Origin of the sequence: Aquimarina macrocephali JAMB N27 (assembly GCF_000520995.1) — a bacterium.
Taxonomy (GTDB): domain Bacteria; phylum Bacteroidota; class Bacteroidia; order Flavobacteriales; family Flavobacteriaceae; genus Aquimarina; species Aquimarina macrocephali.
Map to the genome: position 1 here is coordinate 286,074 of NZ_JACA01000005.1, position 13,751 is coordinate 299,824.

16 protein-coding genes are annotated in these 13,751 nt (G+C 32.5%); 11 read left to right on the plus strand and 5 right to left on the minus strand.

Translation table 11 applies throughout. From position 1 onward, the window contains the following. Entirely contained in the window at nucleotides 1-378 is a 378-nt protein-coding gene (locus Z054_RS0106430; protein WP_024769256.1) for a hypothetical protein, read from the plus strand. Nucleotides 379-392: 14 nt separating this feature from the next. Here Z054_RS0106430 and Z054_RS0106435 read toward each other — a convergent pair whose 3' ends face one another. From Z054_RS0106435 to Z054_RS29935, 3 genes are read right to left on the minus strand one after another with little or no spacing between them, the layout of a single operon-like run. Continuing rightward, entirely contained in the window at nucleotides 393-1,031 is a 639-nt protein-coding gene (locus Z054_RS0106435; protein WP_024769257.1) for an alpha/beta hydrolase, read from the minus strand. A 28-nt stretch (nucleotides 1,032-1,059) separates the two neighbouring features. After that, nucleotides 1,060-1,911: an alpha/beta hydrolase family protein gene (locus Z054_RS0106440; protein ID WP_024769258.1), complete on the minus strand. Its 852-nt coding sequence runs from the start codon at nucleotides 1,909-1,911 to the stop codon at nucleotides 1,060-1,062. Between the two features lie 4 nt (nucleotides 1,912-1,915). After that, nucleotides 1,916-2,479 (minus strand): TetR/AcrR family transcriptional regulator, encoded by a 564-nt coding sequence (locus tag Z054_RS29935; RefSeq protein WP_024769259.1) that lies wholly within the window; start codon nucleotides 2,477-2,479, stop codon nucleotides 1,916-1,918. An 87-nt stretch (nucleotides 2,480-2,566) separates the two neighbouring features. On the opposite strand from Z054_RS29935, the gene Z054_RS0106450 reads away from it, so the two are divergent. From Z054_RS0106450 to Z054_RS0106480, 7 genes are all read left to right on the plus strand, one after another. Further along, nucleotides 2,567-2,992, plus strand: coding sequence for a PaaI family thioesterase (locus Z054_RS0106450; protein WP_024769260.1), 426 nt, complete (start codon nucleotides 2,567-2,569; stop codon nucleotides 2,990-2,992). Nucleotide 2,993: 1 nt separating this feature from the next. Then, nucleotides 2,994-4,085, plus strand: coding sequence for a chorismate-binding protein (locus tag Z054_RS0106455; protein ID WP_024769261.1), 1,092 nt, complete (start codon nucleotides 2,994-2,996; stop codon nucleotides 4,083-4,085). Between the two features lie 63 nt (nucleotides 4,086-4,148). Next, nucleotides 4,149-5,873, plus strand: coding sequence for a 2-succinyl-5-enolpyruvyl-6-hydroxy-3-cyclohexene-1-carboxylic-acid synthase (menD, locus tag Z054_RS0106460; RefSeq protein ID WP_024769262.1), 1,725 nt, complete (start codon nucleotides 4,149-4,151; stop codon nucleotides 5,871-5,873). Nucleotides 5,874-5,978: 105 nt separating this feature from the next. Further along, nucleotides 5,979-6,320 (plus strand): DUF2853 family protein, encoded by a 342-nt coding sequence (locus tag Z054_RS0106465; protein ID WP_024769263.1) that lies wholly within the window; start codon nucleotides 5,979-5,981, stop codon nucleotides 6,318-6,320. Nucleotides 6,321-6,430: 110 nt separating this feature from the next. Next, entirely contained in the window at nucleotides 6,431-7,264 is an 834-nt protein-coding gene (locus Z054_RS0106470; protein ID WP_024769264.1) for a CvfB family protein, read from the plus strand. 100 nt (nucleotides 7,265-7,364) lie between these two features. Continuing rightward, on the plus strand, nucleotides 7,365-7,676 hold the full coding sequence (locus Z054_RS0106475) for a hypothetical protein (protein WP_024769265.1): 312 nt from the start codon (nucleotides 7,365-7,367) through the stop codon (nucleotides 7,674-7,676). A 93-nt stretch (nucleotides 7,677-7,769) separates the two neighbouring features. Then, the gene (locus tag Z054_RS0106480; RefSeq protein WP_024769266.1) at nucleotides 7,770-8,279 is read left to right on the plus strand and encodes a ferritin; all 510 of its coding nucleotides are present in this window, start codon (nucleotides 7,770-7,772) and stop codon (nucleotides 8,277-8,279) included. Nucleotides 8,280-8,328: 49 nt separating this feature from the next. Here the strand turns inward: Z054_RS0106480 and Z054_RS0106485 are convergent, their stop codons facing one another. Next, on the minus strand, nucleotides 8,329-8,739 hold the full coding sequence (locus Z054_RS0106485) for a hypothetical protein (RefSeq protein ID WP_024769267.1): 411 nt from the start codon (nucleotides 8,737-8,739) through the stop codon (nucleotides 8,329-8,331). Nucleotides 8,740-8,899: 160 nt separating this feature from the next. Between Z054_RS0106485 and Z054_RS0106490 the strand changes: the two genes are divergently transcribed. The 3 genes from Z054_RS0106490 to Z054_RS0106500 are packed head-to-tail and all read left to right on the plus strand — an operon-like array spanning nucleotide 8,900 to nucleotide 11,278. Beyond that, nucleotides 8,900-9,742: a 1,4-dihydroxy-2-naphthoyl-CoA synthase gene (locus Z054_RS0106490; protein WP_024769268.1), complete on the plus strand. Its 843-nt coding sequence runs from the start codon at nucleotides 8,900-8,902 to the stop codon at nucleotides 9,740-9,742. Nucleotides 9,743-9,790: 48 nt separating this feature from the next. Further along, a complete protein-coding gene (locus tag Z054_RS0106495; RefSeq protein WP_024769269.1) occupies nucleotides 9,791-10,606 on the plus strand; it encodes a hypothetical protein in 816 nt (271 codons plus the stop codon). Nucleotides 10,607-10,666: 60 nt separating this feature from the next. After that, entirely contained in the window at nucleotides 10,667-11,278 is a 612-nt protein-coding gene (locus tag Z054_RS0106500; protein ID WP_024769270.1) for a hypothetical protein, read from the plus strand. A gap of 4 nt (nucleotides 11,279-11,282) precedes the next feature. Here the strand turns inward: Z054_RS0106500 and Z054_RS0106505 are convergent, their stop codons facing one another. Then, nucleotides 11,283-13,697, minus strand: a complete 2,415-nt coding sequence (locus Z054_RS0106505) for an alpha-ketoacid dehydrogenase subunit alpha/beta (RefSeq protein WP_024769271.1) — start codon at nucleotides 13,695-13,697, stop codon at nucleotides 11,283-11,285. Between the last annotated feature and the right edge of the window lie 54 nt (nucleotides 13,698-13,751).

Here is a 13,751-nt window from a genome sequence, read left to right on the forward strand (position 1 = left end):
ATGACAAAAGAAGAAGTTGCTCAGAATTACTTATCATTTTTAGAAAAAAATGAAGTGAATAAAGTTGTTAGTTTATTTGCCGACGACGGGATTGTTGAATCTCCATTGTATGGAACAATGCCAGCTAGTAAGTTTTATAAAGCATTGGCAGATGATACCACTACTTCAAAATTAAATTTTGACGGCTTATTTTCTGAAAAAGATTCAAATAGAATTTCACTGCTTTTTGATTTTGATTGGGAATTAAAAGATGGAAAAAGAGTTGTGTTTAAAGTGGTAGATGTAATAGTACTAAATTCTGAAAATAAGATTCAAAAGCTTACTATTATTTATGATACCGTTCATAGTAGGTCAGCAATAGAAGAATTAAAAAAATAATAGGGTAGGTAGATTTATAGTAAATCAATCAAAGTTTTTGGTTCTAGCTCATGTCCACCTGGGTGAGTTCTAAACTCAATTTGTGGCAATATTTGCTGTACCCGTATTTTCTCAGCGTCAACTTTTTCTATTTCAAAAAAAGGATCTTTTTCTCCCAGAATATGAGTGATTTTTGTTTGATCGGTAAGAAAAGTGAAATCTTCTCTGGACAGTTCTTTAGGAAAGCCGCCAGAGATCATGACCAAAGCATTACAATTTATTTTACGACTGGCAATCCATCTACTGGCAATACTTACTCCTTGAGAATATCCTAATACGATTAGCCTTGTATGCTCAGGAATTTCTTCAGATGATAATATTGCATCAACATATCGTAATACATTTTTGGTCTCTGCCTGAGTATTTTCTTTAGTTAGCCAACTAGAACCAACCCTTCTGTAGTTATCACCTTTATAATATTTTGATGGAGCCTGCGGTGCAATAAAATAATTATCTTCTTTATTAAGACTTTCAAATAACCGTATGAAGTATCTACTCAAATATCCAATCCCATGAAAAACTAACCAAACATTTTTAGTGCCTGGATGCAGATTATTAAGTGTAGAATATGTGTTTGTCGCAGTGTAAGAGATTTCTTTTTCGGTAGCACTCATATGATATATGATAATAGATCTTTTGTATTTAATTAAGATGAAACCAATCATCAATAATTGGCCACAAGATATCTCGATTTTTTGTTCTAAAAAAATCAAAATGACCAATAGTTTTTAGATTAAAATCACTAGGTTTTAGATGTTTTCTGGTCACTCTGGCATTTTTGTATACACGTTCTCCTAAAATATCGACTGATTTTTTAGGAGCAAACGAATCATCGTCAATACTTAATAAAAGCATAGGCTCTTTGATTTCTTTGTAGTATGTGCTAGTGTCTTTTTGGGTAAAATATAACATCGAATCTGGGTGTAGTAAAAAAATAGCCCAATCTTTGGCTACCCTGGTGGTTAAGGGTTTTCCTAACCCAAACCAACCAGATGGGTAGTATTCTAAAAGAGAAGTGGTAAGTGGTACAAAAAACTTAAAATTAAGATAGATGAGTACCTTCATTTTTAAGGTAAAATGCTTATAAAACCCAAATTGCGAAGCTACAGTAAAGTATTTGTCATAATATTGATAGGCATCACTAAAACCAACACTATTACCGCCATAACTATGACCAATCATATATTGTTCGTTTTTAGGAAATTCTTCTTTTGCATGTTTAGAAACTGATTTAAAATCCTGTGCCCAGAATAAAAAACCATGTTCTTTTAAAGATTGAATGCTTTGAGAGAGAGAATCTCCTATTCCTCGATAATCAAAAGTAAATACATTACACCCCCTGGCAACGAGATATTCTGCAAGTGGGAAATAAATTTTTTGAGGAACTGCTACTGCAGGAGCAAAAACTATTGTTTTGTGATTAGGAGATTTAGGAACAAACTCATTTACCGAAATGGGGTAGCCGTCAGAAGAATGAATAGTGTATGATTCCATATTTTTACTGATTTAATATTGCTATTTCTGTTCTTTCAATGGCATTGTTAAGATATTTTGGATCGTCATAAATCTGCATCAATAAAATACCTCCCTCGATATCCTGAACCATTTGTTCTGCCAGTAGTAATGCTTTTTCTGTTGGGTGATTTACCTCAAGAAGTTGTTGTAACCCAGAGATGAAATCCTTAAAAAATGATTGTATTTCTTTTTTATATATGGGGTCGAGGTGAATGGTTTCTAATGCTGTATTTGCCATAATACACCCACCATCTGAGGCTTTGAATAATTTGTCCAGAAGTAGCTTCATTTTTAGTACTTTTTCATTAAGAGTTAAAGTGCTACTTTCAATAATCCTAAATAGATTGTAATTAAAATAACTGTGAACAGTTGCAAGAACTTCTCTAATTAAATCTTCTTTATTGCTGAAATAATAATAAAAATGAGACTTCTGTATGCCACAGGCTTTAGAAAGTTCACTCATACTGCTGTTTTGAACCCCTCTGGAGCGTAGGATAGGGATTATCTTTTTTAGAACTTCTTCTTTGGATGTTTTTACCTTTGGCATTTTATTGAACGTTCGTTAAAATAATAATCAAATATAGTTAGAATTATTAGATAGCATTGTATATTTTTGGTTTAAATTATAAAGCTTATGAATTTGACACAGGAAGAAGTGCTAGAACAATGTGCTAAGATGTGTAAAAACACTTTAATGGAAACTTTGGAGATTTCTTTCTGTGAAGTTGGTGAAAACTATCTGGTTGCTAAAATGCCTGTGACACCAAGAGTACACCAGCCAGATGGTGTTTTGCATGGTGGAGCTATGGTAGCACTTGCAGAGAGTGTGGGCAGTGCAGCATCATTTATTTTTCTTAATGCTGAAGATTTTTATATAAGAGGAATAGAGATTTCTGCAAATCATGTAAAAAGTGTTAAACAAGGCTATGTATTTGCTAAAGCAGAAATTTTACACCAGGGTCGTACTACCCAGTTATGGGATATAAAGATAAAGGATGAAGAAGGTAACCTGGTTTCAATAGTTAAGTTGACTACTATTGCACTTCCTAAAACCAAATAGTATGAGCATAGAAGATGTTTATGCTAAAATTGAAGAGCAGTTAGATCAACATCTACCTTTTGTAGTGTATAGGAAAGCCGATTCTATTACATTACATGCTATTTTTCAAGAAAATAACCAAATATATGAAGTAGAGGATTATACTGTTTCGGGATTTGTTTTTGCTCCTTTTGATACTTCTGACAAAGCTGTTATTATTCCTTCAGAAAAAAGTAACTATTACAATGCTATTATTTCATCACAAACTATAAGTAGCAAAAAAAGAGCTTCAGAGACATCAACAGATTCTTTTTTGGTAAAATCTGAAGCTAAAAAAAAACATATTGAGCTTGTAAAAAAAGGAATTAAAGCAATACAATCTGATCGTTTTAAAAAAGTAGTGTTGTCACGAAAAGAAGAGGTTTTAATACCAAATTCTTTTAGTAATCTACATATATTTAAAAACCTGATAGACTATTATCCAAAGGCCTTTGTATACCTGTGGTATCATCCCAAAATTGGTACATGGATGGGAGCGACTCCAGAGACTTTAATTAGGGTAAAAAACAATGATTTTTTTACAATGGCCTTAGCAGGGACACAGCCATATATAAATACTATAGATGTTGATTGGGGAACTAAAGAACTAGTAGAACAGGAAATGGTTACTTCTTTTGTTACTAATGAATTATCTTCAATTATTAATGATATACAATATTCTAAAACTTACACGCATAAAGCAGGTACACTTTTACATCTACGTACCGATATTAGCGGGGTTTTGGATCATGAAAATTCAAGCATAGAAAAAATAATTAAGGTGTTACATCCAACCCCGGCTGTTTGTGGACTTCCTAAAGACGAAGCTAAATCTTTTATTCTTACTACAGAAGGATACAATCGTAAGTATTATACAGGTTTTCTGGGGGAACTCAATATGAATAAAGAAGGTGCTGTTAAATCGGATTTATTTGTGAACCTTCGTTGTATGGAGTTGAGTAATGAAAAAGCAATTCTTTATGTAGGAGGAGGGATCACAAAAGATTCTGATCCAGAGAAAGAGTGGGAGGAAACTGTAAAGAAAACAGAGACAATGAAAAGAGTTTTGTTTTAGCCAGGGTTAAATTACCTAAAATTCTGGTGTAAATTAGTTCGATATTGTAATTTAGCGATTCGAATGAAGAAACGCTTATATTCAAAAATTCCTTTAGCACAATCTATTGTTACCTTATGCGAAGCAAAAGGAATCACTCATATTGTTATTTCACCAGGATCTCGTAACGCACCGCTAACAATTGGTTTTAGTGAACATCCAGGTATGCAGTGTTATAGTATCGTAGATGAACGATGTGCTGCTTTTTTTGCATTAGGTATTACACAACAGATCCAAAAACCAGTTGCTTTGGTTTGTTCTTCGGGTAGTGCATTATTAAACTATTACCCTGCAATTTCAGAAGCATTTTATAGTGATATACCCTTAGTAGTTTTAAGTGCAGATCGCCCTATTGAAAGAATTGATATTGGGGACGGGCAAACGATTCGTCAAAAAAATGTATTTGAGAACCATATTTTGTATTCGGCTAATTTATATTCTGAAGTTGTTGCCGAAACAAAAATTGATGATCCCAAAGTACGCCAAAAACAACATGAAGCTCAAAAGCATAATGAAAGAGAAATCAATCTGGCATTAAATAAAGCAATAGAGCAAAAAGGACCAGTACATATTAATGTACCTTTTTACGAACCTTTATATGATAAACTGGATCAACCTACTATTATTCCCAGAAATATTCCTGTAGAAAAGCCACATCATCAGTTTTCTGAAGATTTACAATCAGAAATGCATGAAGAGTGGAGTCAGGCAAAACGTAAAATGGTATTAATAGGTGTTAATTCACCAGGAACAGTTGAGCAAAAGTGGATAGAGTATTTTGCCGATGATCCTTCGGTTTTGGTATTAACAGAAACGACATCTAATATTCATCATGCATCACACATTAATTGTATCGATCAATTAATTTCTACTTTAAAAGAAGATGAATTTAAAACATTGCAGCCTGATATTCTTTTAACCATTGGTGGTATGGTTGTTTCTAAACGGATTAAAGCATTTTTGCGACAATATCAGCCAAAATCACATTGGCATATTGATTCAAAAAAAGCATATGATACCTATTTCTGTCTCACAGAACATATAAAATTGCAGCCCAATGTATTCTTCTCGCGTTTTTTTCAAAACATGAAGAGCGTCGATAGTACCTATAAACCTTTTTGGATTTCTATAAGAGACCATCGCAGAGTACGGCATGCAGCATATCTTGATAAAATTTCTTTTAGTGATCTTAAAGCATTTGAAGCTATTTTTAATGGTATTGCAGATGGGCAAATGATACAATTAAGTAATAGCTCTACTGTTCGTTATGCACAATTATTTACGTTAAATCCAACTTTTCAGGTGTTTTGTAATAGAGGAACAAGTGGTATCGATGGAAGCACATCTACCGCTATTGGTGCGGCTCTGGCTTCGGGAGTACCTACAACCTTGATAACGGGAGATCTAAGTTTCTTCTATGATAGTAATGGGTTATGGAATGATTATATCCCTTCAGATTTTAAAATTATTGTTATTAATAATGAAGGTGGTGGGATATTTAGAATCTTACCAGGAAAAGAGGAGAGTGTTAATTTTGAAAAATATTTTGAGACAACACATCATCTTACAGCAATGCATTTATGCAAAATGTTTGGTCTAGAATATCATACTGCACATACACTTGAAGAATTAGTTCATGAATCTAAAAAGATATACAAAAATAATAATACGCCCCAATTGCTTGAAGTTTTTACTCCCCGAAAAGAAAACGATAGTACTTTAGTCGATTATTTTAGGTATTTTGTCTAATATCCTTGTTTTAATATACTTTGCAGATGAATTATTAATGAATAATTCCTCTATATTTGATCTGGAAAAAAAAGTGAACTAAAAACCTAAAAACACAATTATCCTATGAGTAAAAGAGATGAATTAATCACAAAATACGCCGCAGATATCAAAGATAAAATTGGTCAGACTCCAGACATGGATCTTTTAACCAAAGTTACAATTGGATGTGGTCCTTCAATTTACAATGCAGATGCAGCTACAGTATCTGGTTCGGATCAAAGTGAATTAGATACCGTAAAGAAAAACTTTTTGATCAAGAAACTTGGTCTTTCTGATGGACCAAAACTAGATGAAGGTATTGCTTCTGTAGTTGAGGCTTATGGTAAATCAAACCGTAATAAGTATAGAGCGGTGGTTTATTATCTTTTAACAAAACATTTTGGAAAAGAATCTGTTTACAAATAGTATACGATTTTCTACAGCAAAAAAAGGTGTTCATTGCAATGAACACCTTTTTTTGTAGAATTTAGATAAACAGGAGGATTAAAGAATTATATTTGCGCAAAAATAGAGATATGCTTAAGCTTGGGGAATATAATATGTTAGAGGTTGTTAGAGAAAGAGATCAAGGTGTCTATCTTTGTGACGAAGAAGGGGATGAGGTTTTATTGCCCAATAAGTATGTGCCAGAACAATTTCAAATAAGAGATATTTTAAAGGTTTTTGTGTATTTAGATAGCTCAGAGCGTGTTGTTGCTACTACCTTAGAGCCTTTTACAACTGTAAAATCTTTTGCTTATTTAAAATGTACAAATGTGTCAGAAATTGGCGCTTTTCTGGATTGGGGATTAGAAAAAGATCTTTTTGTTCCTTTTAGAGAACAATCTTCAAAAATGAGAGTAGGTAGTTGGTATCTTGTTTATGTGTACCTAGATGAAGAAACCAATCGACTAGTTGCATCAAGTAAAACCAATGCTTTTTTAGATAATTCTTTAGTTTTACTGTCTTCATATGATGAAGTTGATCTTATCGCTTCTCATCCTTCACCACAAGGTTGGAATATGATTGTAAATCAAAAGCATTTAGGATTAGTATATGGTGATGAAATTTTTCAAAAGATAACACCAGGAGATCAACTTAAAGGGTTTGTGAAAAAAGTTCGCCCTGATGGTAAGATAGATCTTACATTGCAACGACACGGATTTAGAGGGATAGAGCCAAATGCAGAGCAGGTTTTAAAAGAGTTAAAATCTAGCGGTGGTTTTATTGATCTTAATGATAAATCAGATCCCGAAGATATTAAAGAGGTTTTTCAATTGAGTAAGAAAAGTTTTAAAAAAGCTATTGGATCACTGTATAAAGAAAGAAAAATTATTATCGAGAAAGAGGGAATACGCTTGGTAGAGTAGGCCAAAATAAAATCAGTACCGATAATCAAAGAAGAAGTTACTTTTTGTTTGTTTTATTTGGATTAAATCTAAATAAAAAGTATTTTAGCGGCCTTTAAATATGGAATTAATTTTTTCTTCAACATACTACTCCTCATATCAATCATCAGCAGAGCGATGTTATTATATTGACTTTGGCCATAAAATGGTTAAAACTTCTTTCTGTCAATTACTTAGTTTAAGGTATAAGGCAAAAAAAATGTCCTCATTTGAGTATATAGATGATTTACTTAACCATAATGATACAGTAGTATTGTCTTTATGTGATAAAGAACATTTGATTTTATTAGACACATTAATGGTGTTGGATTTTGTAGATTTTATGAAAGGAACATTTGCAATGATAGAATTAAATGCTATGCTAGTATCATGATATTTTATTATTAGATTTAGACTTACTATAAATAGGGTATCAATTAAGTTTTACATCTAGATTTTCTATACTTTTATTAAAAATATTTGAAAAATGGAAAATCTTACACGACAAGAAATAAGCATTAATCTTGAAGTAATGGATATGCTTAATAAGCAAATTGAGAAAGAACAAAGAGCTTCGTCATTGTATTTAGCAATGGCCTCATGGTGTGATCAAAAAACGCTTGTAAATAGTGCTTCCTTTTTTTATAAGCAGGCAGCGGAAGAAAGAGAGCATATGATGAAAATTTTTAAGTTTATTAATGATACAGGTGGATCAGCCTACTCTCCTGATGTTTCTAATATAACTCATGAATTTTCTTCTCTTAGAGAAATTTTTGAAACTGCATTAAATCATGAGATATCCATCACACAGTCTATCTATAAAATTGTTGCAAAATGTAGGAAAGTAAATGATTTTGGTTCAGAAAACTTCTTAATGTGGTTTGTAGAAGAGCAGCTTGAGGAAGAAGAGACTATTAAAGATATTTTAGATATGTTTGATTTATCAGGAGATATGCCACTTCAATTCATTGATGAAAGAATCCCTGTTGGTAAATAATTTATATATAGTAAATTTAATCTAAGATGTTTTTTTTGTATAAATAGGCTTAATAGGCTAAACCGGTAATGGGGCAGAAAGCACCACTATATAGACTAGCATCCTTATAAGCTGTATTTTTTATACCCCCAATATTTGTATTAGTGTTGTAGCCATTACCTGATAATCTAAAACCAGATGTTTTTGGTTGAGGGATTGCAACATTATATTTTGACGAAATATCTTTATACTTCGGAGAGTCAATGTACATTGTATAGCTTTTCTTAAATGCTTGCTGTCTTAAGTCTACGGTCAAATCTACTTCCTGTAATTGATACTTTTTAGTTTTAAGCTCTTTTTTATTCATTACTAATGGGGCACTTAATTGTTCCCATTCTATAGATATTGTATGTGGTACATCTTCTTGTCCATATGATAAAAAGCTGATGCCTCCGATAAGTATTGCTAAAAAAACTTTCATAATGGTAAATATATTATCAATTCAGATAAAACCTTCAAAAACTATACTAAAATCTGTTTTTTATTTAAAATAAAATCAAAAATTAGGGGATTTACCCCATAATTGATGCAGTGAGATATAGTATATTGTAGTATTTTTGAGGATACAAAAAAATATATTAATGAGTTCAATAGATTGGAAAACTGTAAAAGAATACGAAGACATCACCTATAAAAAATCGGGAGGTGTTGCACGAATAGCATTTAACAGACCAAATGTACGTAATGCTTTTAGGCCAAATACAACAAGTGAACTTTATGATGCTTTTTATGATGCGCAAGAAGATACATCTATAGGGGTGGTTCTGCTTTCTGCAGAAGGCCCTTCGACAAAAGACGGAGTGTATAGTTTTTGTAGTGGAGGAGATCAAAAGGCTAGAGGTCATCAAGGGTATGTTGGAGATGATGGTAGACACAGATTAAATATTTTAGAAGTTCAAAGGCTTATTAGGTTTATGCCAAAAGTCATTATTGCAGTAGTGCCTGGATGGGCTGTAGGAGGAGGGCATAGTCTTCATGTTGTTTGTGATCTTACTCTTGCAAGTAAAGAACATGCTATTTTTAAACAAACCGATGCAGACGTAACAAGTTTTGACGGAGGATATGGTTCTGCTTATTTAGCAAAGATGGTTGGGCAAAAAAAAGCACGTGAAATTTTCTTTTTAGGAAGAAATTACTCTGCGCAAGATGCTTATGAAATGGGAATGGTAAATGCTGTGATTCCTCATGATGATCTAGAAGATACAGCGTATGAATGGGCAAAAGAAATCCTTGAAAAATCACCAACATCTATCAAAATGTTAAAATTCGCAATGAATCTTACAGATGATGGTATGGTAGGACAACAGGTATTTGCAGGAGAGGCAACACGACTAGCGTATATGACAGAGGAAGCCAAAGAAGGAAGAGATGCATTTCTTGAAAAGCGAAAGCCAGATTTTAAGAACATTAAATGGATGCCATAATTTTATAATTACCGATCTTTTTTAAAATTAGAATTACCTTAGTATACAATGGATAAAAAAGAAGAAGAGCTTATATCGATGCACTATCAGATGGAAAAAACTGATATCAAACAGCAACGGCTGGAGGATCGTCTTATCTCTATTTCTGAAGACTTGAAGAGAAGTAAAAGAAGACGTAATTTTTACTTTATTTTTATTCTTATTTTGATGTTGTTGCTAACTGCGGGAAGTCTTTATGTGATCCTTGGCGAAAAAGAAAATAGTACTAAAATTGAGTCTTTAGAAGGGGATGTAGATGTACAGCGACTTATATTTGAAAATGATTCTTTACAAAAGGAAGTGGATAAACTTAAAACAGATATTTCTAAATATCAAAATGAAGAATTATCAAATAAGGTAGATACTACAACTTCTCTTTCTGGTAATATTGGAAGTATAAAAAAAGGAGAAGAAGATGTTGCGGATGGAAAATCTAAACTAAAATTTGAAAGGAAATATTGTTACATAAATAGAGTTTATAAAAGCAACGATGTTGTTTTTATAGAAGCAGATATTATAGAGTATTATCAGGGTAGAAAAGCAGTTAAAAAAGCTAAAGAATTAGGGGAAGCTGAATATGATTTAGATAAAAATGGAGATACATTGTATTTTTTATATAATAATTATTATATTCATAACCAGAGTTCTAGGTCTAAAATATTAGAACTTGACGATAAGGCGAGGGTGAAGATTGAAAATATTAATCAAATTTCTTCCGGTTTTCCATTGAAGGCTTTCCAGAAAGTAATTACAGATAAACCTGTTTTAATTTTGGAAATTAATAATGGAATAGTATATAAAATAACCGAACAGAAACTCCCTTAAGCATTGTTTAAAAATATATCTTTAGAATAACTAACTAAACTTTTGAAGCTACCCCCCACAATGAAAGTTATGAAAGATGAGGATCTTCTATCTCTACATTACCAGATAGAAAAAGCCGAAATTAAACAGAAAAAGCTCGAAGACCTTCTGGATGAAGAGTCGGATAGGCTAAAAAAAAGTAAGAAATCTAATAGACTATTTGGATCATTCTCACTAGTTCTATTTCTATTAACTATTTTTCTTGTTGCTAATGCTTTTTATTTTAGCAAACCACCATCAAAAAATGATGAAGCAGGAATTAATGAACTTTCTGTAGTAAAACAAGAATTGGCCTCTGCTAAGAAAGAATTAAAAGCATTAAAAAAAGAAAAGATTAACCTTAAAGAAATCAAAAATCTATATTTGTATAGAAGTTTGATTAAAAAAGATACTGTGTATTCGGTGCAGTTAAAAGCGTTTAATGCAAAAAACACTCCTGCTATTTCTGAGAAATTTACAAATACACTTATTTATAGTGATACTTCATTCTATAAAATGAGTTTAGGTATTTTTGAAACCTTAGCCGAAGCTCAGGATTTTAGAAAAACACTAATAGCCTCAGGGTTTGATAAGAGAATATTTGTAATATCCTATAAAGATGGAAAACGATTAAAAATTGAAGACTTTCAGTAGTTAATTATCTCAATTTAGGAAAATTAACTGGATCTGTTTCATTTATAATGGCATATACATTTTCGAAAATATCTTCTATAGAAGGTTTGCTAAAATAATCTCCATCCGTTCCAAAAGCCGGCCTGTGTGGTTGAGCACTTAAGGTCTGTGGTTTACTATCCAAGTATTGATACACATTTTGCTCATCAATCAATTTGTGTAAAATATATCCAGTACCACCACCTGGTACATCTTCGTCAATGATCAATAATCGGTTGGTTTTAGCAACACTTTTTACAATATCATGATTTAGATCAAAAGGAAGTAAGGATTGTACATCAATTACTTCGGCATTAATTCCTACCGATAGTAATTCTTTTGCAGCTTGTTCAACCAATCGCAATGTAGAGCCATAGGATACCAAGGTAATATCTGTTCCTTCTTTAACTGTTTCGACAATACCAATTGGTGTTCTGATTTCGGATAAATTAGTAGGCATTTTTTCTTTTAGACGATATCCATTAAGACATTCTACAACTAAAGCAGGTTCATCACTATCCATTAATGTATTATAAAAACCTGCGGCTTTGGTCATATTTCGAGGTACAAGAATATGGATACCTCTTAGTAGGTGAACAATACCACCCATTTGAGAACCAGAATGCCATATTCCTTCTAGTCTATGTCCTCGTGTTCTTATAATTAAAGGCGCTTTTTGTTTTGCAAAAGTTCTATATCGCAACGTAGCAAGGTCATCGCTTAATCCTTGTATGCAATATAAAATATAATCTAAATATTGAATTTCTGCAATGGGCCTTAATCCTCGCATGGCCATCCCAATTCCTTGTCCTATTATCGTAGCTTCTCTAATCCCAGCATCGGATACCCTTGTTTCTCCAAATTTTTCCTGAAGTCCCTCAAGGCCTTGATTTACATCACCAATTTTACCGCTATCTTCTCCAAAAATAAGTGCTTCAGGAATTCTGCTAAATAATTTTTCAAAGTTATCTCTTATAATAACTCTACCGTCAACTTGTTCTGTATTGGTGTCGTATTGAGCTTTTACTTCTTTAACATGTATAGCATTAGAATCACTTTCATTATATAAATGACTACTGTATTTTGGTTGAATAAGAGAAATATAATTATTTATCCATTCCTGAAGTGTAGATTTCTCTGCAAAATCTTCTTTAGTGATATATTGTAATGTTTTTCTTGTAGCCTCAAGAATATCTCTACGTATAGGTTCTTCTTTAGAAGCTAATACATTAACCAGAGGAGAAATGAAATTTTTATTTGCACTTTTATTTTCTACAGATTTTAGAACTTCTAATGCTTCTTTTTGTTCTGATTTGATTTCAGACAAATATGCGTTCCAAGCTTCAGCCTTTCCTTTTCTTACCTTCTTTTTTGCAGTTTTTTCAAAATCCAGAAGCTCTTCTGCTGTTGCAATATTATGTTCAATGATCCATTCTTTAAACTTTTTATTACAATCATATTCGCGTTCCCAATTTAATCGTTCTTCGCTTTTGTATCTTTCGTGAGAACCAGAAGTAGAGTGTCCTTGTGGTTGTGTTAATTCTTTAACATGAATAATAACAGGAATATGTTTTTCACGTGCTAATTTTTCAGCTTTTTCATAGGTATCCATGAGAGCAGGATAATCCCAACCATTAACTTTTAATATTTCATAGCCTTCATGATGTTCATCACGTCTAAAACCTTCCAGAATAAGAGAAATATCTTCTTTGGTAGTTTGATGCTTTGCATGAACAGAGATACCGTATTCATCATCCCAGACACTAATAACCATTGGCACTTGTAGAACACCTCCTGCATTAATAGTTTCCCAAAATAAGCCTTCACTGGTACTTGCATTACCAATAGTTCCCCAAGCTACTTCATTTCCTTGATTAGAGAAGTTAGAATGATTAGAAACACTTTTTTCGTTACGATATACCTTTGATGCTTGAGCTAGGCCTAATAACCTAGGCATTTGACCAGCAGTAGGAGAGATATCTGCACTTGAGTTTTTTTGCTGCATCAGGTTTTTCCATGTGCCATCTTCATTAAGACTGTGAGTTGCAAAATGTCCTCCCATTTGTCTTCCTGCAGCAAAAGGTTCTTTATTGATATCTGTATGAGCGTATAAGCCAGCAAAGAACTGCTCTACAGTATATTGATCAATAGCCATCATAAATGTTTGATCTCTGTAGTATCCTGATCTAAAATCACCGTCACGAAAAACTCTGGCCATCGCAAGTTGCGGTAACTCTTTTCCTCCTCCAAAAATTCCAAACTTAGATTTACCTGTCAATACTTCTCGTCTTCCCAGCAAACTACATTCTCTACTAATTAATGCTATTTTGTAGTCTTTAAGTATTTGATCTCTATATTCTTCGAATGAAATATTAGATGAAGTAATGGTTTCAGGCTGCATGTGAACGGTGTTTTAATGTTTTGCAAATTTAGCTAAAATCCTAGCCATTTGCAA

Coding starts and splice junctions, on each gene's coding strand:
- Z054_RS0106490 (WP_024769268.1), top strand. CDS start 8,900: ATGAGTTCAATAGATTGGAAAACTGTAAAAGAATACGAAGACATCACC.
- Z054_RS0106465 (WP_024769263.1), top strand. CDS start 5,979: ATGAGTAAAAGAGATGAATTAATCACAAAATACGCCGCAGATATCAAA.
- Z054_RS0106485 (WP_024769267.1), bottom strand. CDS start 8,739: ATGAAAGTTTTTTTAGCAATACTTATCGGAGGCATCAGCTTTTTATCA.
- Z054_RS0106455 (WP_024769261.1), top strand. CDS start 2,994: ATGAGCATAGAAGATGTTTATGCTAAAATTGAAGAGCAGTTAGATCAA.
- Z054_RS0106505 (WP_024769271.1), bottom strand. CDS start 13,697: ATGCAGCCTGAAACCATTACTTCATCTAATATTTCATTCGAAGAATAT.
- Z054_RS29935 (WP_024769259.1), bottom strand. CDS start 2,479: ATGCCAAAGGTAAAAACATCCAAAGAAGAAGTTCTAAAAAAGATAATC.
- Z054_RS0106435 (WP_024769257.1), bottom strand. CDS start 1,031: ATGAGTGCTACCGAAAAAGAAATCTCTTACACTGCGACAAACACATAT.
- Z054_RS0106440 (WP_024769258.1), bottom strand. CDS start 1,911: ATGGAATCATACACTATTCATTCTTCTGACGGCTACCCCATTTCGGTA.
- Z054_RS0106430 (WP_024769256.1), top strand. CDS start 1: ATGACAAAAGAAGAAGTTGCTCAGAATTACTTATCATTTTTAGAAAAA.
- Z054_RS0106450 (WP_024769260.1), top strand. CDS start 2,567: ATGAATTTGACACAGGAAGAAGTGCTAGAACAATGTGCTAAGATGTGT.
- Z054_RS0106500 (WP_024769270.1), top strand. CDS start 10,667: ATGAAAGTTATGAAAGATGAGGATCTTCTATCTCTACATTACCAGATA.
- Z054_RS0106470 (WP_024769264.1), top strand. CDS start 6,431: ATGCTTAAGCTTGGGGAATATAATATGTTAGAGGTTGTTAGAGAAAGA.
- Z054_RS0106480 (WP_024769266.1), top strand. CDS start 7,770: ATGGAAAATCTTACACGACAAGAAATAAGCATTAATCTTGAAGTAATG.
- menD (WP_024769262.1), top strand. CDS start 4,149: ATGAAGAAACGCTTATATTCAAAAATTCCTTTAGCACAATCTATTGTT.
- Z054_RS0106495 (WP_024769269.1), top strand. CDS start 9,791: ATGGATAAAAAAGAAGAAGAGCTTATATCGATGCACTATCAGATGGAA.
- Z054_RS0106475 (WP_024769265.1), top strand. CDS start 7,365: ATGGAATTAATTTTTTCTTCAACATACTACTCCTCATATCAATCATCA.